At 65.2% G+C, this 26,782-nt stretch carries 19 protein-coding genes and 1 pseudogene; 9 read left to right on the top strand and 11 right to left on the bottom strand.

What is annotated here, in order from left to right; genetic code table 11:
* Positions 1–96: 96 nt before the first annotated feature.
* Positions 97–2,310 carry a marine proteobacterial sortase target protein gene (locus tag ACVMDN_RS35445; protein ID WP_371852198.1) on the bottom strand — a complete coding sequence of 738 codons (2,214 nt, stop codon included), beginning with the start codon at positions 2,308–2,310 and terminating at the stop codon, positions 97–99.
* Positions 2,311–2,563: 253 nt separating this feature from the next.
* Here ACVMDN_RS35445 and ACVMDN_RS35440 point away from each other — a divergent pair, with 253 nt between their 5' ends.
* Complete coding sequence (locus ACVMDN_RS35440) at positions 2,564–3,328, top strand: helix-turn-helix domain-containing protein (protein WP_076834862.1); 765 nt, start codon at positions 2,564–2,566, stop codon at positions 3,326–3,328.
* 275 nt (positions 3,329–3,603) lie between these two features.
* Here the strand turns inward: ACVMDN_RS35440 and ACVMDN_RS35435 are convergent, their stop codons facing one another.
* Together ACVMDN_RS35435 and ACVMDN_RS35430 are read right to left on the bottom strand one after the other, a co-directional pair.
* Positions 3,604–4,824 carry an ABC transporter substrate-binding protein gene (locus ACVMDN_RS35435; RefSeq protein WP_076834863.1) on the bottom strand — a complete coding sequence of 407 codons (1,221 nt, stop codon included), beginning with the start codon at positions 4,822–4,824 and terminating at the stop codon, positions 3,604–3,606.
* 125 nt (positions 4,825–4,949) lie between these two features.
* Positions 4,950–6,491 carry an acyl-CoA synthetase gene (locus ACVMDN_RS35430; RefSeq protein ID WP_057021198.1) on the bottom strand — a complete coding sequence of 514 codons (1,542 nt, stop codon included), beginning with the start codon at positions 6,489–6,491 and terminating at the stop codon, positions 4,950–4,952.
* 215 nt (positions 6,492–6,706) lie between these two features.
* Between ACVMDN_RS35430 and ACVMDN_RS35425 the strand changes: the two genes are divergently transcribed.
* From ACVMDN_RS35425 to ACVMDN_RS35410, 4 genes are all read left to right on the top strand, one after another.
* Positions 6,707–7,843 (top strand): acyl-CoA dehydrogenase family protein, encoded by a 1,137-nt coding sequence (locus ACVMDN_RS35425; protein WP_057021199.1) that lies wholly within the window; start codon positions 6,707–6,709, stop codon positions 7,841–7,843.
* A gap of 290 nt (positions 7,844–8,133) precedes the next feature.
* A complete protein-coding gene (locus ACVMDN_RS35420; RefSeq protein ID WP_057021200.1) occupies positions 8,134–9,303 on the top strand; it encodes an acyl-CoA dehydrogenase family protein in 1,170 nt (389 codons plus the stop codon).
* On the top strand, positions 9,303–9,959 hold the full coding sequence (locus ACVMDN_RS35415) for a glutathione S-transferase family protein (RefSeq protein ID WP_076834864.1): 657 nt from the start codon (positions 9,303–9,305) through the stop codon (positions 9,957–9,959). Before ACVMDN_RS35420 ends, ACVMDN_RS35415 begins: the two co-directional genes overlap by 1 nt.
* A 174-nt stretch (positions 9,960–10,133) precedes the next feature.
* Positions 10,134–10,964, top strand: coding sequence for a helix-turn-helix domain-containing protein (locus tag ACVMDN_RS35410; RefSeq protein WP_057021202.1), 831 nt, complete (start codon positions 10,134–10,136; stop codon positions 10,962–10,964).
* A 143-nt stretch (positions 10,965–11,107) separates the two neighbouring features.
* Here ACVMDN_RS35410 and ACVMDN_RS35405 read toward each other — a convergent pair whose 3' ends face one another.
* Complete coding sequence (locus ACVMDN_RS35405; RefSeq protein WP_076834865.1) at positions 11,108–12,331, bottom strand: ABC transporter substrate-binding protein; 1,224 nt, start codon at positions 12,329–12,331, stop codon at positions 11,108–11,110.
* Positions 12,332–12,545: 214 nt separating this feature from the next.
* On the opposite strand from ACVMDN_RS35405, the gene ACVMDN_RS35400 reads away from it, so the two are divergent.
* The 4 genes and pseudogenes from ACVMDN_RS35400 (at position 12,546) to ACVMDN_RS35385 (ending at position 18,730) form a co-directional block, all read left to right on the top strand.
* Positions 12,546–13,412 carry a BKACE family enzyme gene (locus ACVMDN_RS35400; RefSeq protein WP_057021261.1) on the top strand — a complete coding sequence of 289 codons (867 nt, stop codon included), beginning with the start codon at positions 12,546–12,548 and terminating at the stop codon, positions 13,410–13,412.
* A 111-nt stretch (positions 13,413–13,523) separates the two neighbouring features.
* Entirely contained in the window at positions 13,524–15,122 is a 1,599-nt protein-coding gene (locus tag ACVMDN_RS35395) for an AMP-binding protein (protein ID WP_076834866.1), read from the top strand.
* Positions 15,122–16,754 (top strand): annotated as a pseudogene (locus tag ACVMDN_RS35390) (acyl-CoA carboxylase subunit beta). Before ACVMDN_RS35395 ends, ACVMDN_RS35390 begins: the two are co-directional and overlap by 1 nt.
* Positions 16,751–18,730, top strand: coding sequence for an acetyl/propionyl/methylcrotonyl-CoA carboxylase subunit alpha (locus ACVMDN_RS35385; protein WP_076834868.1), 1,980 nt, complete (start codon positions 16,751–16,753; stop codon positions 18,728–18,730). The pseudogene ACVMDN_RS35390 and the gene ACVMDN_RS35385 overlap by 4 nt, the downstream one beginning before the upstream one ends.
* 129 nt (positions 18,731–18,859) lie before the next feature.
* Here the strand turns inward: ACVMDN_RS35385 and ACVMDN_RS35380 are convergent, their stop codons facing one another.
* The 7 genes from ACVMDN_RS35380 to ACVMDN_RS35350 form a co-directional block, all read right to left on the bottom strand.
* Positions 18,860–19,855 carry an ABC transporter ATP-binding protein gene (locus ACVMDN_RS35380; RefSeq protein WP_076834869.1) on the bottom strand — a complete coding sequence of 332 codons (996 nt, stop codon included), beginning with the start codon at positions 19,853–19,855 and terminating at the stop codon, positions 18,860–18,862.
* Entirely contained in the window at positions 19,852–20,865 is a 1,014-nt protein-coding gene (locus ACVMDN_RS35375; RefSeq protein WP_076834870.1) for an ABC transporter ATP-binding protein, read from the bottom strand. The genes ACVMDN_RS35380 and ACVMDN_RS35375 overlap by 4 nt, the downstream gene beginning before the upstream one ends.
* Entirely contained in the window at positions 20,865–21,758 is an 894-nt protein-coding gene (locus ACVMDN_RS35370; RefSeq protein WP_076834871.1) for an ABC transporter permease, read from the bottom strand. Before ACVMDN_RS35370 ends, ACVMDN_RS35375 begins: the two co-directional genes overlap by 1 nt.
* A 217-nt stretch (positions 21,759–21,975) precedes the next feature.
* Positions 21,976–22,923: an ABC transporter permease gene (locus ACVMDN_RS35365; protein WP_057021208.1), complete on the bottom strand. Its 948-nt coding sequence runs from the start codon at positions 22,921–22,923 to the stop codon at positions 21,976–21,978.
* Positions 22,924–23,014: 91 nt separating this feature from the next.
* Entirely contained in the window at positions 23,015–24,610 is a 1,596-nt protein-coding gene (locus ACVMDN_RS35360; protein ID WP_057021209.1) for an ABC transporter substrate-binding protein, read from the bottom strand.
* A 415-nt stretch (positions 24,611–25,025) separates the two neighbouring features.
* The gene (locus ACVMDN_RS35355) at positions 25,026–25,913 is read right to left on the bottom strand and encodes a TauD/TfdA dioxygenase family protein (RefSeq protein WP_076834872.1); all 888 of its coding nucleotides are present in this window, start codon (positions 25,911–25,913) and stop codon (positions 25,026–25,028) included.
* 78 nt (positions 25,914–25,991) lie between these two features.
* Positions 25,992–26,690: a DUF2270 domain-containing protein gene (locus ACVMDN_RS35350; protein WP_371852193.1), complete on the bottom strand. Its 699-nt coding sequence runs from the start codon at positions 26,688–26,690 to the stop codon at positions 25,992–25,994.
* Positions 26,691–26,782 lie beyond the last annotated feature (92 nt).

Here is a 26,782-nt window from a genome sequence, read left to right as displayed (position 1 = left end):
AAAAAGTTGCGCGCGCGGCCCCTGGGGGACGGGTGGGAACGCCGCGCGCGCTCTTGAAGGAGGAGGTTGGGGGGCACCTCCTCCTTTCATCCGACGTCATTGGGGCGACGTCTGACGCCGGTTGAACACCAGGAGGAGAATGCTCACCGTGAGCAGGATCACGCCCGCGATCATCTTCAGCTCCGCATCGGTCGCGGTCTTCGGCAGCTGGATCGTGCCGGGACCTTGCGTGGCGACCGGTGACCGCTTCAGCGCAGCGAGCTGCAGGTTGCCGTCGCCGGCGCGCCGCTCGCCCGGGACGGCCGGCAGACTCGGACGCTCGCCGAACAGCTTCGCGAAATCCCAGCCGGCGGGCAGGTTGAGCGGGAGTTCGCTCAACTTCAGCGGCTCGCCTTCCGGGCGGCTCGGCGTCTTGTCGACCGCGACAAGGCTGGTCAGCCGCGTGACGAGCTGATGCTCCAGCGCCAGCGCGAGGATGGTCTTGTCGGCGTCCTCGGGGTTCTGCTGCCGCGTGGTGCGCGCCACTTCGGCATCGGCGATCTTGCGCCGGGCCCACAGTTTCGACAGGCCCTTGCCCTCAGCGGCATTCGCGAGCGGCAGCGTCACGCTCCACGGGCGATCGCCGATACGGCCCTTGATCTCGACCGAGCCGGCCAGCTTGTCGAGCTTGGCGGCCAGCACCAGCGGCTCGTCGCGATAGACGTCGGGCAGTGCCGACGGTGTCAGGTCGGCCGTCGCCTCGGAGAATTTCGCGGAGAGGCTAGTCACCGCGGGATTTTCCAGCTTGGCGAACAGGCCGCGCATGCGCTCGTCGACCTGCTCGACCGAGCCGATATGGGTGAAGGTGCCGCGGCCGAGTTCGGCGGCGCGCGTCATCAGATAGGTGTTCGGCGCCGAGCCGATGCCGACCATGAACACCCGCGAGCGGCCGCGCAGCGCGCTGATGGTCTCGAACAATTGCTGCTCGTTGCCGATGGCGCCGTCGGTCAGGAACACGACCTGACGGACGTAGTTGGCGTCGTCATGGTTGGTGTCGGACAGCGCTGCGCGCATCGCCGGCACCATCTCGGTGCCGCCGCGGGCCTGCAGCGCGCTGACGAACGCCGTCGCGTTGCCGACATTGGCGTTGTTTGCCGCGACCGGTGCCGGATACAGCGTGTCCATGGTGTCGTCGAACCGGATCACGTTGAAGCGATCGGTCGGCTGCAAGCGACCGATCGCGTAAGTCAGGCTCGCTTTGGCCTGGATGATCGAGGTGCCACCCATCGAACCGGAATTGTCGATCACGAAGATCACTTCGCGCGGCAACGGCTTCTGTTGCGCCTGCTCGACCGACGGCGGGGTGACGAAAGCGAGCAGATAGTCGGAATTGCCGACATGCTCGCGGAATAGCCCGACCGACGGCGCCTTCTCGGCGGCCGGCTTCCAGGTGAGCTCGAAATCACGATCGGCCGGCACCGGGCCTTCGGCGAGCTTGACGAGCCGCGTGGTGCTGTCGGGGCTCTCGATCCTGACCTGGTGGAAATGGCTCGTCACCTCGCCGAGCGCGAAGCCGGCGTTCAGATGCACCGTGATGTTGGTCGGATTGACCGGCGCATTTGTGGCAGGGTCGAGCACTTCGGGGGAGATGCGGTCGCGGTCCGGCACGGGATCGGTTGACGTGGCGCCCCAGCCGTTGCCGTCGGCGCGGAGATCGACGCTTTGCACCACCGGGCGCGGATTGTAGCGCGGGCCGACCACCATCGGCACCCGCAGCGAGAACTCGCTGCCGTTCTGCTGCACCGGCTCCTGATATTCGATCTGCACCAGCACGGTTTCGCCGGGGCCGATATTGGCAACGGAATTGGTGAAGATGTTGGGCCGCTCCTGTTCGGTGAGCGCGGCCTTTTGGCCATTCTGCTTGGCCTGCTCATAGATGGCGCGAGCCCGCTGCCGCTCCTTGATGTCGCCGACCACGACGTGGTCGCCGACCACCATCTTCAGCGTGTCGACCGCGCCGCCCGCCGGCAGCGGATAGACATAGGTCGCCTCCACCCAGTCCTTGGTCGGGTTGCGGAAGATCTGCGTGACGCGGGCGCGGACCGTCGGACCCGACACGGTGAGGTCGACGTCAATGCCGAGCCTCAGCGCATCCCGATAGCCGTCATCGGTCTTGAACAGCAGCGAGCCGGAGCGCGCATCTGATGGACGCAGCACCGCCTGTCGCGGCAGTTCGGCCGACCACACCGGATCGAAACTCACGAACAAGGCCGCAAAGCCGATCACCAGCGCGGCCACACCTTCCACCAGAAAGAACAGCGCAATGCGCATCCTGCGCGACAGGCGGATCTCCGGGCTGCTCTCACATGCATCGTAAATCGTCATTTTCGTCACTCCCGAGCGAGGCTTTCGCTGCCTCGCGATCATGGAGAACGGCGGTTTTGGCGCGAGCAGAATGATCGGCAATGATTGGCCGCCGTCCGGCGCGGCCCGCCGCCGGCTGAGGCGGATTTGTGCGGTTTGGTGATGGATTGTCCGGTCTGCTAGACTGCGCGGAATCAAGGGGAACCGGGCAGGAATCTTGATGCCGACGCCTGACAAGCAGCTATCCGCCGAGCAGAGCCAGCAGGTAGCGGAGACCATCCGCGAGGAAATCGCGCGCCGCCGCATCTCGCGGCAGACGCTGGCCGAGCAGGCCAAGCTCAGCCTCTCGACCCTGGAGAAGGTGCTCGGCGGCCGCCGCCCGTTCACGCTTGCGACCACCGTGCGGCTGGAGCAGGCGCTGGGTGTGTCCTTGCGCAAGCTGCCGGAGACGATCACGGTGGCCGCACCCGCCAATGGCGGGATCGCACCCGACAGCCTCGGGTCCTATTCGCGCCGCGCGGTGGCGCGCATCGAAGGGACCTACATCACGGTGCGGCCGTCGTTCGGCGAGCAGGGCGCGCTCTATGCCTATCGGACGGAGATCACCTGGGACGAAGCGTCGTCGTCGCTCGGCTTTCGCGAGGGCGAGCGGCAGGACGCCGACTATACGCAGTACGGCGAAGTCGCGGTGCCCAATGAATCCGGCTTCGTCTACCTCGTGACCAACAGGCACGGCCAGCATCGCGTGATCACGGTGTCGCGCCCGCGCAATTCCGGCGAGATGTACGGCATCATCACGACGCTGCTCGCCGGCCGCGGCTCGCTGCTGACGCCGGTCGCCGCGCCGATCGCGTTCCTGCCGGTGAAGAACGTGCCCAAGCCCAGCCTCGGCCGGGTGTCGGCGGATGACGCGAACTACGCCGCCTATCGCGAGCATTTGCGTCGAACGATCGATGAGCCGTTCGCGATTTTCTTGCCGGGATGACAACGGCAGAGTTAGGTCCGTCATCCTGAGGTGCGAGCCTTGCGGCGCGATTGCGCCGCTGGGCGAGCCTCGAAGGATGCACGGCCCGTATGCATCGACTCGGGAGAGAGCCCGGCCGTCGACCCTTCGAGACGCCGCTTCGCGGCTCCTCAGGGTGACGGTGAGATAGCTTGCGCGTCGCTCGGCTTGGCTTCACCCGCGATTCGCAAAACAAACGAAGCCGCCCGGATGGGCGGCTTCGCGATGGCTGATGTTTGGTGGCGGTGCGCGTCACGCTAGCCGCCGGTCTCGGCGCTGATGATGTCGCCGAACAGCTCCCACTGCCCGTTCTTGAACTGCATCATCTTGAGCTGCTCGACCGGCGCGAAGTCGGTCGCGCTGGTGTTGATCCTGATGCCGGGGATCAGCGTGTCGGGCGCAAAATCCTTCAGGCTCGCGGCCTGCTTCATCACGTTCTCACGTGTCAGGTTGTCGCCGGCCTGCTTCAGCACCTGCACCATGGTCTGCGCCGCGGCGTAGCCATAGACCAGATTGGCGTCGGCGAGGTTGGAGCCCGGCATGTACTTCTCGGCGAAGGCCATGAACTTCTTCATGCCCTCGTCATTCTTCCATTGCGGATCGGACGCGTCCTTCAGGTAGCCGGCCGACAGCACGCCTTCGGAAGCTTCAAGCCCGGCGGGCTTCATCACCGCGCCGATCGAGATCGAGACGTCGGTCATCACCTGCATCGGCTTCCAGTTGAGCTCGGCGATCTTCTTGATCGCCTGCGCCGCGAATTTCGGCGTCGAGATGTTGACGAACACGTCGGCGCCGGTGTCCTTCAGCTTGACGATGTGGGAGTCGATCGACGGTTCGGTGGTCTCGTAGCTCTCTTCGGCGACGATCTTGACGCTCGACTTGTCGAGGATCTCCTTCAGGCCGACCAGGTAATCCTTGCCGAAATCGTCATTGGCATAGAAGATCGCGACCTTGGCATCCGGCTTGGCCTTCAGGATGTACTTGCCGAAGATCCGCGCCTCGACGCGATAGCTCGGCTGGAAACCCATGGTCCACGGGAAATCCTTCGGATCGTTCCACTTGCTGGCGCCGGTGGCGAGGAACAGCTGCGGCACCTTCTTGGCGTTGTGATACTTCTGCACCGCGGTCTGGGTCGGCGTGCCCAGCGCGTTGAACACCAGGAACACTTCGTCGCTCTCGATCAGCTTGCGGATCTGCTCCACGGTCTTCGGCGGCGAGTAGCCGTCGTCATAGGAGATCCAGTTGATCTTGCGGCCGTTGATGCCGCCCTGGTCGTTGATCATCTTGAAATAGGCTTCTTCGGTCTTGCCGATGACGCCGTAGGCGGAGGCGGGACCGCTATAGGCCTCGACATTGCCGATCTTGATCTCGGTGTCGGAGGCGCCGGTATCATACTTCTTTTGTGCAAAGGCGGCCTGGGTGGAGAGCAGGCAGAGCGCCGTGGCGGTTGCCAGCAGCGACAGTGTTGTTGTTCTCATAAAGGAAATTTCCTCGATTGATCTTGGTTGGGGACTTACGCAACGAACCCGCAGCCGGTCCCGGCAGACGGCAGCGGGGCAATCCTTGTCGCGGCGAATTCCGGAACGCGCGGCGCGCGTCTGGCTCACCCCGCGGTATCGGTTGGCTTCGGCCGGCTGAATTGTTGCCGGAGCGTCGGCTTATGAATTTTGCCTGTCGCGTTTCGCGGCAGGACCTCGATGAATTCGATCAGGCGCGGGCATTTGAACCGCGCCAGATTGGCCTGGCAATGCGCGTGGACCTCGGCCGGGGTCAGCGAATGGCCGGATTTCACGGCAATGATCGCCATGCCGACTTCGCCCCATTGCTCGTCGGGGATGCCGATCACGGCGGCTTCGGCGACGGCCGCCAATTGATGCAGCACGCTCTCGACCTCGGCCGGATAGACGTTCTCGCCGCCCGAGATGTACATGTCCTTCCAGCGGTCGACGATGTAGTAGAAGCCTTCCTCGTCGATCCGCGTGGCGTCGCCGGTGTGCAGCCAGCCGTCGGTGAAGGAGGAGGCATTGGCGTCCGGCCTGTTCCAGTAGCCCGGCGTGATGTTCGGGCCCTTGACCCAGAGTTCGCCGAGCTCGCCGACCGCGGCGTCGCTGCCGTCGGGCCGCACGATGCGGACCTCGGTGTGCAGCACCGGCTTGCCGGAGGAGCCGGCCTTGCGCGCGGCATCCTCGCGGTCGAGCACCATCACCGCCGGCGAGGTCTCGGTCATGCCGTAGCCCTGCTGCAGCGCGACGCCGCGCGCCTCCCAGGTCTTGAGCAGCGGCACCGGCATCGGCGCGCCGCCGACGCCGCCAATCACGAGGCGGCTGAAATCCGCTGTGGCGAAGGAAGGATGCTGCGCCATGAACTGGTAGATCGCGGGCACGCCGAAGAACACGTTGATGCCCTGCAAGGGATCGCCGATCAGCTTCAGCGCCTCGCCGGGATCGAAGGCGCGCATGATCAGCACGGTGCCGCCGGCATGCAGCACCGGGTTGGTGTAGCAATTCAGCCCGCCGGTGTGGAACAGCGGCAGCACCGTGAGCAGCACCGAGGCCGGCGAGATGTAGGCGGGGCCGCCGAGATTGACGCAATTCCAGAACGTCATCCCATGAGTGATGATCGCGCCCTTGGGCTGGCCCGTCGTCCCCGAGGTGTACATGATGGTCGAGATGTCATCGAGCATGACCTCCTCGAACCGTTCGAGCGGCGCGGCTGCCGCAATGCCGGTCTCATAGGCGCCGCCCGGGCCGAGCCTCACGGTCGCAGCGACATTGCAGAGCTTTGCCACCGCAAGCGCGGTCTCGGCGAGGTCGTCGTCATGGATCATCACCTTCGGCGCGGCGTCGCCGGTGATGTAGCGCAGCTCGGGAACGGTGAGGCGGGTGTTGAGCGGCAGAAAGATCGCGCCGATCCGGAAGCAGGCGAACTGCACCTCCAGCGTATCCGTCGTGTTCAGCGCCAGCACCGCGACGCGGTCGCCGCTGGCAACCTTGAGCCCATCGCGCAGCCAGGCCGCGAGCCGCGACACGCGGGCGTCGAGCTCCGCATAGCTGAAGCGGCGTCCGCTGGCGAGATCGACAAGCGCCATCTTGTCCGGCGTGCGCCGGCGATGATGCGCGATCCAGTCGTAGTAACGAACCGGCAAATTTCCCTCCTCCGGAACGGCAGTCTTGCGCCGCCTGTTCCTGGCTCAATTGATGCCATGAATTGGCAGTGGAGGGGGCGTATAAGGATACTGTCTTGCGTTTAGTGGCTGGCAAATCGCCGGACCGGGCGTCGGCACCGATGGCAGCCACTCGACGCAAGTGAACCGGGAGAAATCCGGACATCGTCGGAGGGAAGAATCAACGGAGCACGCGGATGGCAAACCCGTTCTACACCGGCGAGCATGAGGCCTTTCGCGAGGTGATGCGGCGCTTTGTTGCCAGGGAAATCGAGCCTTATGCCCATCAATGGGACGAGGACGGCGAGTTTCCGCGCGAGCTCTATGCCAAGGCGTCCGCGATCGGGCTACTCGGCCTCGGCTTCCCGGAAGAATATGGCGGCATCGCCGCCGACCAGTTCATGAGAATCGTGGCCTCGCAGGAGCTGGCGCGTGCCGGCGCCGGCGGCGTCTCCTCGAGCCTGATGAGCCACACCATCGGTTCGCCGCCGATCGCCCGTGCCGCGCGACCCGAGGTCAAGGCGCGGGTGCTGCCGGAGGTGCTCGCCGGCAAGAAGATCTCCGCGCTCGCGATCACCGAGCCGAGCGGCGGCTCCGATGTCGCGAACCTGCGCACCAGGGCGCGGCGCGACGGCGATCACTACGTCGTCTCCGGCGAGAAGACCTTCATCACCTCGGGCATGCGCGCCGACTATCTGACGGTCGCGGTGCGCACCGGCGGCGAAGGTCCCGGCGGCGTCAGCCTGCTGTTGATCGAAGGCAATACGCCCGGTCTGTCCCGCACCAAGCTGAAGAAGATGGGCTGGTGGGCGTCGGATACCGCGACGCTTCACTTCGACGAATGCCGCGTGCCGGTCGAGAACCTGATCGGCGAGGAAGGGCAGGGCTTCAAGATCATCATGCAGAACTTCAACAGCGAGCGCATGGGCATGGCGGCGAGCTGCACCGCCTATGCGCGCGTCTGCCTCGACGAGGCGGTCGCCTATGCCAAGGAGCGCAAGACGTTCGGCAAGCCGATCGCGCAGCACCAGGTGATCAGGCACAAGATCGTCGACATGGCACAGAAGGTCGCGGTCTCGCAGGCGATGCTGGAAATGCTGGCATGGCGGCTCGGCCAGGGCGAAAGCCCGGTCGCCGAGATCTGCATGATGAAGAATCAGGCGACCCAGACCATGGCGCATTGCGCCTCCGAGGCGGTGCAGATCTTCGGCGGCGCCGGCTTCATGCGCGGCGTCAAGGTCGAGCGTATCTACCGCGAGGTCAAGGTCAACGCCATCGGCGGCGGCACCGAGGAGATCATGAAGGACCTCGCGAGCCGGCAGATGGGGTTGTGATCGCGTCAGGTGATGATGTGGTCGCGGCGAAAAGGCGGATTGTGAACCCTCCCCCTGAAAGGGGGAGGGCAGGGTGGGGGTCAAGCCGCGAGTCGGACTGCTAGTTTGACCCCCACCCGGCCCGCTCGGCATAGCCGAACGTGCCGACCTCCCCCTTTCAGGGGGAGGTGAGAAGGCAAGGTCATTCCGGGGCGCGCGCCAGCGCGAACCCGGAATCCAGAGGTAATGGATCGAGATTCCGGGTTCGATGCTTCGCATCGCCCCGGAATGACAAAGGATAGTTCGAGAACATGCTCTTCACCGCCGACCACGACGAACCGCGCCGCGCTCTACAGAAGTTCATCGCGGCCGAGATCAATCCCCATGTCGACGAATGGGAGAAGGCCGACATCTTCCCGGCGCATGAGCTGTTCAAGAAGCTCGGCGATCTTGGCTTCCTCGGCCTCAACAAGCCGGTCGAGTTCGGCGGCCAGGGACTGGATTATTCCTACGCGCTGATGATGGCCGAGGAGCTAGGCGCCATCACCTGCGGCGGCGTGCCGATGGCGATCGGGGTGCAGACCGACATGGCGACGCCGGCGCTGGCGCGGTTCGGCTCCGACGAGGTGCGGCGCGAATTCCTCAGCCCGGCGATTGCCGGCGATCAGGTCGCCTGCATCGGCGTCTCCGAGCCCGGCGCCGGCTCCGACGTCGCCTCGATCAAGACCAGTGCGCGCGCCGACGGCGACGACTACGTCATCAATGGCGGCAAGATGTGGATCACCAACGGCACCCAGGCCGACTGGATCTGCCTGCTCGCCAACACCAGCGACGGCCCGGTCCATCGCAACAAGTCGCTGATCTGCGTGCCCATGAAGACAAAGGGCGTGCAGATCGCGCGCAAGCTCGACAAGCTCGGCATGCGTTCGTCGGATACGGCGCAGATCTTCTTCGACAATGTCCGGGTGCCGAAGCGCAACCGGATCGGCGAGGAGGGCCAGGGCTTCACCTACCAGATGATCCAGTTCCAGGAGGAGCGGCTGTGGGGTGCGGCCGCCTGCCTCAAGGCGCATGAATTCATCATCAACGAGACCATCGACTACACTCGCAACCGCAAGGCGTTCGGCGGCTCGATCCTCGACAATCAGGTGGTGCACTTCAAGCTCGCGGAAATGCAGACCGAGGTCGAGCTGCTGCGCTCGCTGATCTATCGTGCCGGCGAGGCGCTGGTGGCCGGCGAGGACGTGACGCGGCTCGCGACCATGGCCAAGCTGAAGGCCGGCCGGCTCGGCCGCGAGCTTACCGATGCCTGCCTGCAATATTGGGGCGGCATGGGTTTCACCAACGAGACGCCGGTCAGCCGCGCCTATCGCGACAGCCGCCTGACCTCGATCGGCGGCGGCGCCGACGAGGTCATGCTCATGGTATTGTGCAAGATGATGGGCACGCTGCCTGGCCTGAAGCAAAAGGGAAACGCCTGATGATCACGCTCTATCACTGCGACGCCGCGCGCTCGTTCCGTCCGCTGTGGATGCTGGAGGAGCTCGGGCTTGCCTATGAGCTGAAGATGCTGCCGTTCCCGCCGCGGGTGTTCGCCAAGGAATATCTCGGCATCAATCCGCTCGGCACCATCCCGTTCATGATCGATGGCGAGACCAGGATGACGGAGTCCTCCGGCATCTGCCATTATCTCGGCACCAAATACGGCCCGACGCCGCTGATCGTCGGCGTCGACGAGCCGGCCTATGGCGCGTTCCTGAACTGGATGTATTTTTCCGACGCGACGCTGACCTTCCCGCAGACGCTGGTGCTCCGCTACAGCCAGCTTGAGCCGGAGGAGCGGCGCAACCCGCAGGTCTCGGGCGATTATGCAAAATGGTTCCTGGGCCGCCTGCGCGCGGTCGAGGCCGCCGCCGCGAAGTCGGAATTCCTCTGCGCGGAACGCTTCACCGCAGCCGACATCGCCAACGGTTATGCGCTCCGTCTCGCCAGCAATATCGGCCTCGCCAAGGATTTCGGGCCGAATGTCGCGGCCTATTGGGCGCGGCTGCAGCAGCGCGACGGTTACCAGCGCGCGGTCGCGGCGGAGCAAAAAGCCGGTCAGGAACAGAGCGTTGCGCCGCGGGCGCGGCGTTAGCGCTCGTCATTCCGGGATGGTGCGTTAGCACCAGACCCGGAATCTCGAGATTCCGGGTTCGATGCTGTCGCATCGCCCCGGAATGACGACGTTTCGTTGCAGTGACAGCGTGCGAATTTGCGTTATGGTAGCTCCGCCGCAGCGGCCCAAAGAGCCGCGCGAGGAGGAACCGCCATGGACGCGATCGTGGACGCGAAGTGCCAGAGCTCCAGCCAGCAATCCGGTCACCGGATGCTGATCACGCCGGAACGGGTGTTCTATGCCGGGCTGCTCGGACGCCCGCGCGAGCGCTGTCCCGGTGCATTCCATGTCTATGTCGCGATCCGCGACGGCTTGCATCTGTCGACCAGCGAAGGCCGCGAGTCGCATGGCGAACTCGCGGTGACGATGCCGAACCTGCGCCACACCATCACCAGCGAATATCGCTCGGCGATCTGCGTCGCGATCGAGCCGGAAAGCGTGCCCGACGGCACGCTCGAAGCCGTCGCCCGCCGTCTGCAAGGATCGGACTCCCATCTGTTCGCCAATCGCATTCGCAACGCCTATGCGACGCTCGCCGAGATGCAGCATCGCGACGCGATCGCGAATGCCGAGTTCGACACCATGTGCTTCGGCGACGCGCTGCCGCAGCGCGTGCTCGATCCGCGTGTCGTGCGCGCGATCGGCCGCATCGGGCAATTCTCCGGCGAGCCGGTGACCGCGGCAGGCTGCGCCGCCGAGGCCGGGCTATCGCCCTCGCGCTTCCTGCATCTGTTCAAGGAGGAGACCGGGATCTCGTTCCGCTCCTTCCGCGCCTGGAAGCGCGCGCGGCATCTGCTGCACTTCGCCAACCAGGACATCAACCTCGCGCATCTCGCGCAGGATATCGGCTATCCCGATAGCACGCATTTCAGCCACTCGATCCGTCGCTTCTATGGCTTGAAGCCGCGCGCGATCTTCTCCGGCTCGCGGGACCTTGCGATCTACCGCACCGGGCAAACCGCGAGCGAGCGCGCGCTGACGTAACCTCCGCTGTCGTCCCGGCTTTCGCCGGGACCCATACCGCGTGATCTATCCGTGATGCGGGATGGCAGACGCGCTGTTAAATAATGAGCAGCGGTGGTTATGGGTCCCGGCCTTCGCCGGGACGACATTGGGGTTGTTCTCCGCTACAAATTCGCGCCCTGGATCACCTCCCCGAACCGCAGCCAGCCCGGACCTTCGATCCGTTGCAGCTGAAGCTGCTGCAGCGGGTGATGATTGGTCGGGCTGGTGTTGACGCGGATGCCGGGCAACAGCGTCGGCACCTCGATGTCCTTCAGGTTGTTGGCCTGCGCCATGATGTTGTCGCGCGTGAAATTGCCCTTGCACTGCTCGAGCACGATCTTCAGCACCTGCGCCACCGTGTAGGCGTAGAGGTTGTAGCCTTCCTTCGGATTGCCGTCGGGGAAGTACTTCTCCATGAAGGCGAGGAAGTTCTTCACGCCGGGATCATTGGCCCAGGCGGGGTCGGCGACGTCCTTGACATAGGCCGACGAGATCGTGCCCTGCGACTTGTCGAGGCCGACAGGCGCGATGGTCGAGGAGATCGAGGCGGCGCCGCTGGCGATGAAGTGCATCGGCTTCCAGCCGAGCTCATAGATCTTGCGGATCGACTGCGCGCAGAACTTTGCCGTGGTGCCGGAGATCAGCACATCTGGGTTGCCGCCGCGCAGCGCAACGATCTGGGAATCGATCGTGGGATCGGTAACCTCGTGCGAGGCCACCACGGCCGCGGTCGCGAACCGCTCGCCGAGCACGTCCTTGGCTCCGGCGACGAAATCCTTGCCGAGGTCGTCGTTCTGGTAGAGCACCGCGAATTTCGCGTTCTTGTTCTGGCTCAGTGCATACTTGACGAACACCTGCGCCTCGGTCCGCGCGCTCGGCGCAAAGCCCATGGTCCAGGGATAGGTCTTGTAGTCGCCCCATTTGTCGCCATTCACCGACAGGAACAAGTGCGGCACCTTGGCGGCGTTGATGTATTTGACGACCGACGAGTTCGGCGCGGTACCGAGCATGTTGAACAGGAAGGCGACATTGTCGCTTTCGATCAGGCGGCGCACCTGCTCGACCGTCTTCGCCGGGTTGAACGCATCGTCGTAGTAGATGTATTTGATCTGCCGGCCGGCGATGCCGCCCTGCTCGTTCAGCATCTTGAAATAGGCTTCCTGGCAGCGCGCCTGCACGCCGAGCGCGGATACCGGGCCGCTCAGGGAGGTGGTGCTGCCGATCCTGATCTCGGTCGCGGTGACGCCTGGCGTGTCGTCGGCCAGCGAAGGCTTAAGACCCGCGACCGCGGCAAGTCCCGCGCCTGCCGCGCCGGTGAGCCATGTGCGCCGGTTGATCGAGACCATGACGTTCTCCCCGTGATGCCGGCTTGTTGCGCCGCTTCTGCTTGGCAGCAAGGTTAGGCGTGATACGGGCGCCGCGTCTTGTGTTAACCGGCTGGCGGCAGATCGTGTCGTCGCCGCATCCACTTAGCCAGTCAACGCAAGATGGCGCGAAGGCAAAGTTCTCATCATGGCGAAATCAGCAGCGCATGTGCGCTGCAAAGCGGACAAGAGACCCATGAGCGACAAGGCCGTCATCACCTGCGCGCTGAACGGCGTGCTTACCGACCCGAAGCAGCACAACGTTCCGGTGACGCCCGAACAGATGGCGCGCGAGGCCAAGGCCGCGTTCAACGCCGGCGCCAGCATCATGCACATCCATCTGCGGCAGCAGGAGCCGAACAAGGGCCACCTGCCGTCGTGGGATGTCGGCGTCAGCAAGGAGATCCAGCAGGCGATCCGCGAGGCCTGCCCCGGCGTGATCATCAACCACACCACCGGCACCTCTGGCCCGAACTACCAGGGCGCGCTCGATTGCGTGCGCGAGACGCGGCCCGAGATCGCCGCCTGCAATGCCGGCTCGCTGAATTATCTGAAGGTGAAGGCCGACAACACCTGGGCCTGGCCGCCGATGATGTTCGATAACGCGGTCGAGAAGGTGCAGGACTATCTCGACGTGATGAAGGCGGCCGGCACCATTCCCGAATTCGAGTGCTTCGATGTCGGCATCGTGCGTTGCGTTGGCATGTACCGGCAGACCGGGATGTATTCCGGTCCGCTCGAATACAATTTCGTGATGGGCGTCGCCTCGGGCATGCCGGCCGATCCGGAGCTGTTGCCGATCCTCCTGAAGCTGAAGGCGCCGGAGGCGCATTGGCAGGTCACCGCGATCGGCCGTGCCGAGATCTGGCCGCTGCACCAGCGCGCCGCCGACCTCGGCGGCCATCTGCGCAGCGGGCTCGAGGATACGTTCTATCTCGGCGACGGCACCAAGGTGACGTCGAACGGGCAGCTCGTCGAAGGTCTCGCCGCCTGCGCGCGCCGCGCCGGCCGCGAGATCGCGAGCCCGGCCGAGGCGCGGCAGATTTTTGGAACGCGACACTGACCGTCATTCCGGGGCACGCGAAGCGTGAACCCGGAATCTCGCGCCACACCTCTGGATTCCGGGTCTGCGCTTCGCGCATCCCGGAATGACGGAGCCCGGGAGGAGAAACGCATGCACAATCTCGCAGCAACCGGCGGCGTCACCGGGCCGGGTCGTATCGGCCGGGTCGCGATGGGCGACCTGTTGAAGCGCGCCGCGCGGCGGTTTCCGGATCGCATCGCGCTGACCGACGGCAGCAGGCAGGTCACCTTCACCGAACTCGAGCGCGACGCCAATCGCTTCGCCAATCATCTGGTGCAGCGCGGGCTGAAGCCGGGCGAGAAGATTTCGACCATCTGCAACAACTCTGTCGAATTCGTCAAAGCGCTGTTTGGCATTCACCGCGCCGGGCTGGTCTGGGTGCCCATCAACACCATGCTCGGACCGGCTGATATGGACTACATCCTCGGCCATGCCGAGGTGCGTTTCGCCATCATCGATGACGCCCTTCATGCCCAGGCCGACCGCCGCGCCGCGCTGGAAGCGCGCGGCATGGAGATGATCGCGATCGATCTGACCGGCAATGCCGGCAAGACCGGATTGCAGGAGTTCAACGGTCTGCTGGAGGGACAGTCCGATATTGAGCCTGACATCGAGATCAACGACCGCGACCTCGCGATGATCATCTATACGTCAGGCACGACCTCGCGGCCGAAGGGCGCGATGCATTGTCACCTCGCCGTTGTCATGGCCGTGATGAGCAATTGTATCGAGATGCAGCTCTCGCGCGATGACGGGATCACCGGACAGTTTCCGCTGTTCCACTGCGCCGGCCACGTGTTGCTGCTCAGCTATCTCTCGGTCGGCGGCCGCATGGCGCTGATGCGCGGCTTCGATCCGGTCGCGTGCATGGAGGCGATCGTGCGCGATAAGCTCACCGTGTTCGTCGGCCTGTCCTTGATGTATCAGGCGATCCTCGACCATCCGCGCCGCCGCGACTACGACCTGTCGGGTCTGCGCTGCTGCATCTACACCATGGCGCCGATGGGCAAACCGCTGCTCGAGCGCGCCATGGCCGATCTCTGTCCGAACTTCGTGCTATCCAGCGGCCAGACCGAGATGTATCCGGCGACGACGATGTCCCGCCCGGAGGTACAGCTCGACCGTTTCGGCAATTACTGGGGCGAATCGCTGATCGTCAATGAGACCGCGATCATGGACGACAACGGCAATCTGCTGCCGCGCGGCGAGATCGGCGAGCTCGTGCATCGCGGGCCCAACGTGATGATGGGCTACTACAAGGACCCCAAATCGACCGAGGAGGCGCGCAAGTCCGGTTGGCACCATACCGGCGATCTAGCCTTGATCGACGGCAATGGCGAGGTGCTGTTCCTCGACCGCAAGAAGGATATGATCAAGTCGGGCGGCGAGAACGTTGCCTCCGTCAAGATCGAGGAGACGTTGCTGGCGCACCCCGCCGTGCAGAACGCCGCCGTGGTCGGCCTGCCGCATCCGCAATGGGGCGAGGCGGTCTCCGCCTTCGTCAAGCTGAAACCCGGCGCGGAGGCTGACGAGGCCGGCATCGAGGCGCATTGCAGAAAGCACCTCGGCGGCTTCCAGGTGCCGAAGCTGGTGCGTATCCTCGAGGAGATGCCGATGACCGCGACCGGCAAGCTGCGCAAGGTCGAGCTGCGGCAGCAATACAGCGGACATTTTGTGGAGCGCGCCTAGTGGCCATCATCGAGAACACGATTTCCACCGGCAGCGCCGCCTTCCAGGGCAATCGCGACGGCATGCTGGCGCTGATCGCCCGGATGCGCGCCCTGGAGGAGCGGACGCGCGCAGCCTCCGCCGCGGCAAAGGACCGCTTCCACAAGCGCGGCCAGCTATTGCCACGCGAGCGCGTCGCGCTGGTGCTCGATCCCGGTTCGCCCTTCCTCGAACTGTCGACGCTCGCCGGTTACATGTTCGACGTAGCGGATGCGGACAAGAGCGTGCCCGGCGGCGGACTGGTCGCGGGCATCGGCTTCGTCTCCGGCATCCGCTGCATGGTCAGCGCCAATGATGCCGGCATCGACGCGGGCGCATTGCAGCCTTACGGCCTCGACAAGACGCTGCGGGTGCAGGAGCTCGCGCTGGAGAACAAGCTGCCCTATGTGCAGCTGGTCGAGAGCGCCGGCGCCAACCTGCTGCGCTACCGTGTCGAGGACTTCGTCCGTGGCGGCAACATCTTCCGCAACCTGGCGCGGCTGTCGGCGGCAGGGCTTCCCGTCGTTACCGTCACCCACGGCTCCTCGACCGCGGGCGGCGCCTACCAGACGGGCCTGTCCGACTACATCGTGATGGTGCGCGGCCGCACCCGCGCGTTCCTTGCCGGGCCGCCTCTGCTCAAGGCGGCCACCGGCGAGATCGCGACCGAAGAGGAGCTCGGCGGCGCCGAGATGCACACCCAGATCTCCGGTCTCGGCGATTATCTCGCCGAGGACGACCGCGACGCACTGCGCATCGCGCGCGACATCATGGCCAAGCTGCCTTGGGATCGTTCTTGGGATCGGCCGGCCGCCGAACCGGCCGCGTTCAAGCCGCCACGTTATGACGCCGAGGAACTGCTCGGCATCATGCCGATGGATCACAAGCGCCCCGTCGACATGCGCCAGGCGATTGCGCGCTTCATCGACGATTCCGACTTCGCCGAGTTCGGCGCCAATTACGGCCCGGCGACGGTCTGCGGCCACGCGCGCATCGAGGGCCAGGCGATCGGCATCATCACCAATAATGGCCCGCTCGACGTGCCCGGCGCCAACAAGGCGACGCATTTCATCCAGGCCTGCTGCCAGTCGCGCACACGGACCGATCCTCTACATGAACAACACCACCGGCTACATGGTGGGCCGGGCCTATGAAGAGGCCGGCATGATCAAGCACGGCTCCAAGATGATCCAGGCGGTGACCTCGGCGACGGTGCCGCAGATCACGCTGTATTGCGGCGCCTCGTTCGGCGCCGGCAATTACGGCATGTGCGGCCGCGGCTTCCATCCGCGCTTCTGCTTCTCCTGGCCCAACGCCAAGACCGCCGTGATGGGCGGCGAGCAGGCCGCCGAAACCATGGCGATCGTGACTGAGGCCGCCGCCGCGCGGCGCGGCAAGCCGATCGAGAAGGAGAAGCTGGACGCGATGAAGGCGCAGATCACCGGGGTGTTCGACAGCCAGATGGACGTGTTCTCGACCAGCGCCCGGGTGCTCGACGACGGAGTGATCGATCCGCGCGACACGCGGACGGTGCTTGCCGAGGTGCTTACAATCTGCCGCGAGGCCGAGGCCCGCAGCCCGCAGCGCATGCAGTTCTCGGTGGCGCGGCCATGAGCGGGGCAATCGTGAAGCGGACGCCGTTCTTCAAGATCCTGATCGCCAACCGCGGCGAGATCGCGCTGCGCATCATGCGATCGGCACGGCGGCTCGGCCATGGCGTCGTCGCGGTCTATTCGGACGCCGACCGTGACGCGCTGCATGTGCGCGAGGCCGACCAGGCGGTGCGGATCGGCGAGGCGCTGCCGGCGCAATCCTATCTGAAGATCGACGCGATCATCGCCGCGGCCAAGGCGAGCGGCGCCGGCGCGGTGCATCCCGGCTATGGCTTCCTCGCCGAGAACGAGGATTTCGCGCGGGCCTGCCGCGATGCGGGTCTGGTGTTCATCGGTCCGTCGCCGGAGGCGATCCTTGCGATGGGCAACAAGGCCGGCGCCAAGGAGATCATGCAGCGGGCCGGCGTGCCCTGCGTGCCCGGCTATCAGGGGGCCGACCAGAGCGATGCCGTGATGCTGGCGGAAGCCAGGGCCATTGGTTTTCCGGTCATGATCAAGGCGGTCGCCGGCGGCGGCGGCCGAGGCATGCGGCTGGTCGAGGACGCGGCGGCATTTCCCGACGCGCTGCGCAGCGCGCGATCGGAGGCGCAGGGTGCGTTCGGCGATCCGACCGTCATTCTGGAGCGCGCGATCGTCAATCCCCGCCACATCGAGATCCAGGTGTTCGGCGACCGCCATGGCAACGCCATCCATCTCGGCGAGCGCGATTGCTCGGTGCAGCGGCGGCACCAGAAGCTGGTCGAGGAGGCGCCGTCGCCGGCGGTGACGTCGGAGCTGCGCGCGCGGATGGGCGCGGTCGCGGTGCAGGCGGTCAAGGCGATCGGCTACGAGGGCGCCGGCACGCTGGAATTTTTGCTCGATCGCGCCGGCAATTTCTACTTCATGGAGATGAACACGCGGCTGCAGGTCGAACATCCCGTCACCGAGGCGATCACCGGGCTCGATCTGGTCGAATTGCAGCTGCGCGTCGCCAGTGGCGCGCCGCTCGGCTTGACCCAGGAGGACGTCAAGTTCTCCGGCCATGCCATCGAGGTGCGGCTCTGCTCGGAGGATGCTGCGCACGATTTCATGCCGCAGTCCGGTACGATGGCGCGGTGGCAGATGCCCGACGGTATCCGCGTCGAGCACGCGCTGCAGTCCGGCTCGGAGATTCCGCCGTTCTATGATTCGATGATCGCCAAGGTTATCAGCCATGGCACGACCCGCGAGGAGGCGCGCGGCAAGCTGATCTGTGCCCTGGAGCAGGTCACGGCCTTCGGCGTCACCACCAACCAGGGCTTCCTGATCGACTGCCTGCGCTACCCTGTCTTTGCTAGAGGCGAGGCGACCACGGCCTTCATCGGCGACAACCGCGACGCGCTGTTGGCGCCGCGGCCGGATCGCGGCAGCGACCTCGCGCTTGCGGCGCTGCTGCTCTACGTCACCAATCCGCACGCCCCGCCATGGCGGCGCGGCCGGTCGCTCGCAGCGACATTCCCGCTCGGCCTGCGGATTGATCTCGGCCACGGCGTGCAGGAGATCGAGATTGTCCGCGAGCGCGACGGCAGCTACATCGCGACCCGCAACGGCGATCGCTTCAGCTTCGTGATCGACGAGCTCAGCCGGGACAGCATCCGCTTCCACCACGATGGGGTGATGGAGCATGCCCAATTCCTGCGCGATGGCGACCGGCTCTATATCCTGCATCGCGGCGTCACGCTGTCGGTGCGCGATCTCACCCTCGCGCCGCCGGAAAGCGCGACGGCGGCCGGCAGTGACGGCAAGGTCCGCGCCGCCATGAACGGCCGGGTCGTCGCGGTGCTGGTGAAGCCGGGCGACAAGGTCGCGGCCGGCCAGCCGGTGATGACGCTGGAAGCGATGAAGATGGAGCACGTCCACACCGCCGGCGTCGCGGGCACGGTATCGTCGATCGATGTCGCCGAGGGGGAGCAGGTGACGACGGGGAAGATCGTGGTGGAGATCGAGGCGGCGGCATAAAGACTGTCGTCCCGGCGAAGGCCGGGACCCATAACCACCGCTGTATGTTGTTGGAGCAAGCTGTGGCCCCAGTTTGGCAAATCAACGGGCATTCGGGGTAATGGGTCCCGGCCTTCGCCGGGACGACATTTATGAGGCCGCTTGCCCGGTCCCGTCATTCAGCCAGCAGGCGACCTGATGCGCCGGGCCGGCCGCCTCCAGCGCCGGGCGTTCGCTCTTGCAGCGATCCATCGCGTAACGGCAGCGGGTGTGGAAGGCGCAGCCTGAAGGTGGATTGATCGGGCTCGGGACATCGCCGTCGATCAGGGGCGCGGTGCGTTTCGCCTTCGGGTCGGCGATCGGCACCGAGGCGAGCAGCGCCTGGGTGTAGGGATGGCGTGGATTGGCGAACAGCTCGTGCTTGTCGGCGATCTCGACGATGCGGCCGAGATACATCACCGCGACGCGGTGGCTGATATGGGCGACGACCGCCAGATCATGCGCGATGAACAGGTATGAGAAATTCTGCTTGCGCTGCAGGTCGATCAGCAGATTGATCACCTGCGCCTGGATCGAGACGTCGAGCGCGGACACCGGCTCGTCGCAGACGATCAGACGCGGCCCGAGCGACAGCGCACGCGCGATGCAGATGCGCTGGCGCTGGCCGCCGGAGAACTGGTGCGGAAAATTCTTCATCTGGTCGGGCCGCAGGCCGACCTGCTGGAACAGTTCCGCGACGCGCTCCTGCTTCTTCGCCCCGGTCGCGAGGCCATGCACAATGAGGGGCTCGCCGACGATGTCGCCGGCCGTCATGCGCGGGTTGAGCGAGGCGAACGGATCCTGGAACACGATCTGCATCGAGCGCCGGTACGGCCGCAGCGCCGTCTTGCTGAGCGGCGCGATGTCCTCGCCATCCAGCTTGATGGCGCCGCTGGTCGGCTCGACCAGCCGCAGCACCGTGCGCGCCACCGTCGACTTGCCGCAGCCGGATTCGCCGACCAGGCCGAGCGTCTCGCCGGCGCCGAGCGCGAAGCTAACGCCGTCGACCGCATGCACGGTGCCGACCTGCCGGCGCAGCACACCGCCGCGCACCGCGTAGTGCTTGACGAGGTCGGTCACCTCGAGTAGCGGGCGCTGTTCGGTCATGACGCCTCCGCCATCTCGCCGGCGCGCCAGCACGCGGCCCAGTGATTGCTCTTGATCTCGTCGAGCGGCGGATATTCCTGACGGCAGCGGTCGACCGCCAGCTTGCAGCGCGGCGCGAAGGCGCAGCCGGGCGGCAGCTTGGTCAGCGACGGCACCATGCCGGGGATTTCGGTCAGCCGCGCATCGGTCTTCGCGCCGAGCGCGATCACCGCCGGCATCGAGGCCATCAGTCCGCGGGTGTAGGGGTGCAGCGGCGTCTCGAACAAAGCTTCGACCGTCGCCTCCTCGACCTTCTTGCCGGCATACATCACGATCACGCGCTGCGCGGTTTGCGCGACGACGCCGAGGTCGTGGGTGATCAGGATCAGCCCGGTGCCGAGCCGCTTTTGCAGATCGACAATCAGCGCCAGGATCTGCGCCTGGATGGTGACGTCGAGCGCCGTGGTCGGTTCGTCCGCGATCAGGAGCGCCGGCCGGCACGCCAGCGCCATCGCAATCATCGCGCGCTGGCGCATGCCGCCGGACAGCTGATGCGGATATTCCTGCGCGCGGCGCTCCGGCTCTGGAATCCGCACCAGCCGCAGCATGTCGACCGCCTGCTTCCAGGCCTCCTTGCTGCTGACCTTCTGGTGCAGCCGCACCGCCTCAATGATCTGGTCGCCGATCCGCATCACCGGATTGAGCGAGGTCATCGGCTCCTGGAAGATCATCGAGATGCGGTTGCCCCTGATGTCGCGCATCGCGGCATCGTCGAGCTTCAGCAGATCGGTGCCCTCGAGCGTCACCGAGCCGCCGACGATGCGGCCGGGCGGATCGGGCACCAGCCGCATGATCGACAGCGCGCTGACGCTCTTGCCGCAGCCGGACTCGCCGACGATCGCCAGCGTCTCGCCGCGGCGGACCGAGAACGAGACGTCGTCGACCGCGCGGAACAGGCCGGAGTTGGTGAAGAACACCGTTTGCAGGTTCTTCACGTCGAGAATCGTATCGAGCGTCTTGGCCTCGCTCATCAGCCGCGCTGCCTCGGATCGAGAATGTCGCGCAACGCGTCGCCGAACAGATTGGTGCCGAACACCGCAAGGCTGATCGCAATGCCGGGGAAGATCACCAGCCACGGCGCGGTGCGGACATATTCGGCGGCGGATTCGGACAGCATGCGACCCCAGGACGGATAAGGCTCGGGGATGCCGAGGCCAAGGAACGACAGCGACGCTTCGGTCAGGATGGTTGAGCCGAGTTGCGCGGTGGCGAGCACGATCAGCGGCGCGATGGTGTTGGGCAGCACGTGGCGCAGCGCGATCCGCATCTCGCTCATGCCGATCGATTTGGCGGCCTCGACGAACGGCTGCTCGCGCAGCGCCAGCGTGTTGGCGCGGATCACGCGCGCGACCGTCGGGATCAGGGGAATTGCGATCGCCAGGATCACGTTCGGCAGCGAGGGACCGAGCGCCGCGGTCATGACGAGTGCGAGCACCAAGAGCGGCAGCGACTGCAGGATGTCGGTCACCCGCTGGAACACGAGGTCAACCCAGCCGGAGAGATAGCCGGAGGCAAGGCCGACGATCACGCCGAGCGTGGCGCCGAGCGTCGTCGAGCCGATGCCGACCGCAAGCGAGATCCGGGCGCCATGGATGATGCGGCTCCAGACGTCGCGGCCGAAGGAGTCAGTGCCGAACCAGTGCAGCGCGGACGGCGCAGCCAGCCGGTGCGCGGAATCGACGCTGAGCGGATCGTAGCGGCTGATGACGTTCGCGAAGATCGCGGTCAGCACGAACAGCAGCATGATGACGAGGCCGATCGTGCCGAGCACATGGCGCTGCGCGAGGAACGCAAACCGTCCCCAGCCACCGGTGGCGTTGGCCCCGGCACGTCGCAATTCGCTGTCGAAATTGATCGTCGCCACGTGTCAGCTTCTTCGCCTGATGATTGCAGAACGGTCTTCTCCCTCTCCCCGCTTGCGGGGAGAGGGTTGGGGTGAGGGGGGCTCTCCGCAAGCGCGGTGGGCGTTGGATTCGCGGTGAGCCCCCCTCACCCGGATCGCATCTGCGATGCGATCCGACCTCTCCCCGCAAGCGGGGCGAGGTAAGAGTTGGACTCGGCCTTCGACCAATCCTGTCATGTCACTCTCCAAACCGGATACGTGGGTCGATTGCCGCATAAAGCATGTCGACGATGAAGTTCACCACCACCACGACGACGGCGATGAACATCACGAGGTTCTGCACGATCGGGTAGTCGCGCCAGCGCAGCGCCTCGACCAGGAAGCGGGCGATGCCAGGGATGTTGAACACGGTCTCGGTGACAATCAGGCCGCCGATCAGGAACGCGGCCTCGATGCCGATCACGGTGATGACCGGCAGCACCGCGTTCTTCAGCGCGTGGTGATAGTTCACGGAGGCCTCGGAGGCGCCCTTGGCGCGCGCGGTGCGGATATAGTCCTGGCGCAGGATCTCCAGCATCGAGGAGCGGGTGATGCGCATGGTGAGTGCCGCGCTGCGGAAGCCCACCGCCATCGCCGGCACCGCATAGATGGTCAGCGCCTCGAGCCAGGTTTTCGGGTTCGGATTGAAGATCGGCATGGTGCCGAACAGCGAGACCGAGGCCATCAAGACCAAGAGGCCGAGCCAGAAAGACGGCAGCGACAGGCCGCTGAGGCTGACGACGCGCAGCGCATAATCGAGCCGTGAGCCCTGGTGGACGGCGCTGATGACACCGAGCGGAATACCGATCGAGGCGGAGAACAATAGCGCCAACCCGGCGAGCCGCGCCGTGATCGGAATCCGCGGCAGGATTTCCTCCAGCGCCGGCTTTTCCGAAACGTAGGAATAGCCGAGATCGCCGTGCAGCAGGCCGCCGATCCAGTGCAGATACTGGATCACGATCGGCTGGCTCAACCCGAGCTCGCGCTCGAGATTGGCCTTGTCGGCGGGGTCGACGAAGCCCGCGGCGTCGAACAGGATGTCGACGATGTTGCCGGGAACGACGCGCAGCAGCACGAAGATGATGACCGAGATCCCGAACAGGGTCACCAGCATCAGGAACAGCCGCCGCACGATATAGGCAAACACCCTGGCTCTCTCCTTGATCCCGCCTGTGTCTTGTCTTCCGACGCGCTTTCTTTGCGCGAACCGGTATCCACTTCGCCCGAAAACGCTACGCCTACTTGTCCAGCCAGACGTCTTCGTAACGATAGCCGTTATAGGAGCTGTTGGACATGATCGTGACATTCTTCACGTAAGGCTGCCAGCAAGTGCCGGTGCGGGCATGGAAGATGATCGGACGCGCGACGTCTTCCTGCAGCTTCTTGTCGATCTCCCAGACCAGCTTCTTGCGCTTGTCGACGTTGGTCTCTTCCGACTGCTGGTCGAACAGCTTCTCGATCTCCTTGTTGCAGTAGTTGGTGTAGTTCCGCTCCGAGCCGCAGGCGTAGTTCTCGTAGAACGACTGGTCGGGCTCGTCGACGGCATTGCCGGTGAGGTTGAGACCGAGCGAATAGTCCTTGCGGGCGATCTTCGGGAACCATTGCGCGGTGTCGACGACGTCGAGCTCGGCGTCGATGTAGATGCTCTTGATCTGGTCGATCAGGATGATCGCGGGATCGCGATAGACCGCGATGTTGCGGGTCGAGACCTTGATCTGCAGGTGCTTGTCCGGGCCATAGCCCGCCTTCTGCATCAGCTTGCGGGCTTCCTCGCGGTTCTTCTCGATGTCGGGACCGTAGCCGGGGATCTGCTCCAGCATGTCCTTCGGCATCGCCCACAGCCCGTCCGGCGCCGGCTCCATGGTACCGCCGATGTCGCCCTGGCCTTCGAACATGATCTGGATGAACGCCTTGCGGTCGAGCGCCAGCGCCAGCGCGCGGCGGATGTCGAGATTGTCGAACGGCGGCGCGGTCGAATTGATGATGATGTTGGTGGAGACGTTGTTCGGTTCCACCATGCAGACCGCATTGGCCGCCTGCGACTTGACGTCCTTGAGCAGCGGGATCGAGACCTCGGTCGGGAACGTCATGTCGAACTTGCCGGAGACGAAGCCGAGGATTGCGGTCGAGCGGTTCGGGATGATGGTGAACTCGATACCGTCAAGATAAGGTAGGCCCTTCTTGAAGTAATCCGGGTTCTTGGTGAGCTTGATCGATTCGTTGGCCTTGAACTCGACGAACTTGAACGGGCCGGTGCCGACCGGCTTGGTGCGCATCTCGGCCGGCGACACATGGCAGGGATAGACCGGCGAGTAGCCCGAGGCGAGCAGCGACAGCAGCGCCGGCTGCGGCCGCTTCAGCTTGAACGACGCCTCATGGTCGCCGTTGGTCGTGACCTCTTCGACTTGCTCGTACCAGGACTTGCGCGGGTTCTGCCGGAACTTCTGCTGCGACTTGCCCATCAGCATGTCGAAGGTGCATTTGACGTCGGCCGCGGTGAACGGCTTGCCGTCGTGCCATTTCACGTCCTTGCGCAGCTTGAAGGTCAGCGTCTTGTTGTCGCCGCTCCAGGCCCAGCTTTCCGCAAGCTCGGGCCGGATCGTGCTGGTGCTGTTCTGGGCGATGTGCTGGTCGAAGATGACGAGATTGTTGAAGATCGGCATGAACGGAACGTTCAGCGAATAGGTCGCGCCCTCGTGGATCGAGGCGCTGCCGGGGCTGTCGCGGTGATAGATCCTGAAGATGCCGCCCGGTTTCGGCTCGGCTGCGCGTGAAACGTCGCTGATGATCAGCACAGACAACACCGCGACGGCCAGCGCTTGCACGCTCCGCATGGTCCCCTCCCACATTTCGGTCTCAATGGCCGATTGGCATCGACGATACCACGGTGAGGCTGTCGGGCAACCAGCGAGGATCGCGCGGGGATTGGCAATTCGGATGACCCCACAACATTAAAATTTCCACGGATCGGGAATAATGGCTGTGATTGCGGGGAACCTGCGTCGTTTTGCTATGCAGCGGCGAAACTCCGTTTGAATTCGGTTGCCGATGCCGATGTGTGCGGCGTGAAGCGGGCTGCAATCAGCGACAGTATGTCGCCGATGTAAGCCGCGCACTGCACACGCTCTCCGTCATCCTGAGGAGCGCGAAGCGCGTCTCCAAGGATCGACGGCCCAGCTGGTGGCCGTGCATCCTTCGAGGCTCGCTCCGCTCGCACCTCAGGATGACGGGGAAACATTCGCATTCACCTCACTCCGCCGCCTGCGGCGAAGGCAGGTGCATGTTGGCGACGCCATCGGCCTCGGTCGCCGAGATCGTGGTGCGAATCATCAGGCGGCCCTCATGCGCCGGCCAGGGGCGGCCGCGATGCATGGTGGCGCGGTTGTCCCACATCACGACGTCGCCCTGCTTCCATTGATGCAGATAGCTGACGCCGGGCGCGGTCGCGGCTTCGGTCAATTGCTCGATCAGCGCCCTGCCGGCCTCGGTATCCATGCCCTCGACGCCATAGGCATGGGAGGCAAGATACAGCGCGCCGCGGCCGTTGACGGGATTGCGCCAGACCATCCGCCAGCATACCGGCGGCAGCGCGTCGACTTCTTCAGTCGTTGCGAGGCCGGTGGCCACCTTGCTGCGCGAATGCGCGTAGGAGTGCCAGGCGAACGCGTTCTCCAGCCGACTTGCCGCGTCCTTGTCGAGCCGCTCGAAGGCAAGCCGCATCGAGACGAATTCGGTCTCGCCGCCATGTTCAGGAATGATGCGCGCCGACAGGATCGAGGTCAGCGCCGGCACCTGCTTGAAGGAAGAGTCGGTGTGCCAGAGCTGGTTGGCCCTGGCGCGCAGCTGCTGCCGGTGATCGGATGGAACCACCTTGCCGTCGGGCCCGAAGGTCGAGAGGATCACGAAATGCGAACCGGTGCCCATCGAACCGACCTTGGTCACCTCGGGCGGACCGAACCGGCGCGAGAAGGCGAGCTGGGTGTCGTTGCTGACCTCCTGGCGGCGGAACACCAGCACCGAATGTTCCTCGAACGCCGCGCGCACCGCCGCATAGGCGGCATCGCTGGCGGCAACGTCTGACAGCGTGACGCCGCGCAGCTCGGCACCGAATCCCGGACGCAGTGGGATCACTTCCATCGCAAGTCCTCCCTTTTCTTTGTTGTTGCGGCGAGGTTAGGGGAAAAGCCCGCGATCGGCAACGCGGCCCGCGGCGCCTCAGCCCATTGCGATCAGATTGTGCCGCGTGCGCCGGTCCGCGACCTCGATGCGATGTGTGACGAAGGCGAACAGCGCCCAGCTGGAATGGAAGGCGACACCGGCCAGAATCACGATGGTTCCGGGAATCGGACCGATCGAAGCGCGGTCCAAGATCGCGCTCATCGTGGTCAGCGGCAGCGGGTGGATCGCCAGCTTGCCGTAATAGGCGATGGCCTGGATCGCGAAGATCCAGCCATAAGTCCGTCGCAGGCGCCGGCCGATCGCTCTGACATAGCTGATGTGATAGCTGGGGCGGCGGTAGTCGTTGGCGAGCAGGTCGGTCCAGGCTGCGTTCGGTGTGGGGCCCTCGCCGCGGATCATCGGCGCGTAGAAGTCGGTTTCGAGCAACCGCGCCCGGGCGCGCCAGACGTTGAAATAGCGATAGCGCCGCGCCTCGAATAGCAGGAACACGGTTACCAGCAGTCCGACCAGGACCATCGGCAAGGGCGAAGCCTCTGCGCTGCTATAGGTCGCCGACAGCGCGATCCCGGTCGTGACCACCGCCCAGTTGGTCGAGCTGTCGAGACGGGTGCGCCAGACCGTGCTGCGATAGACCTCGCCACGATAGAGATGGGCGAGTGCACCGATCTCGGCGGCAGTGAATTCGAGCCTTCCGGCCTGCACCGGCTCCGGCTCGCGCGGCTGGGGCAATGGCATGGCGGCCTCCGGCGAAGCTGGCTTACGATCCCGGAGCATAGCGCGAAATCCGCGCGACCGGCGAGTCCGTTGCGTCCGTCGGCTTGGTTGGC

Source organism: Bradyrhizobium sp. USDA 4510, assembly GCF_054059095.1.
This window is presented reverse-complemented; position numbering and strand designations above follow the sequence as displayed.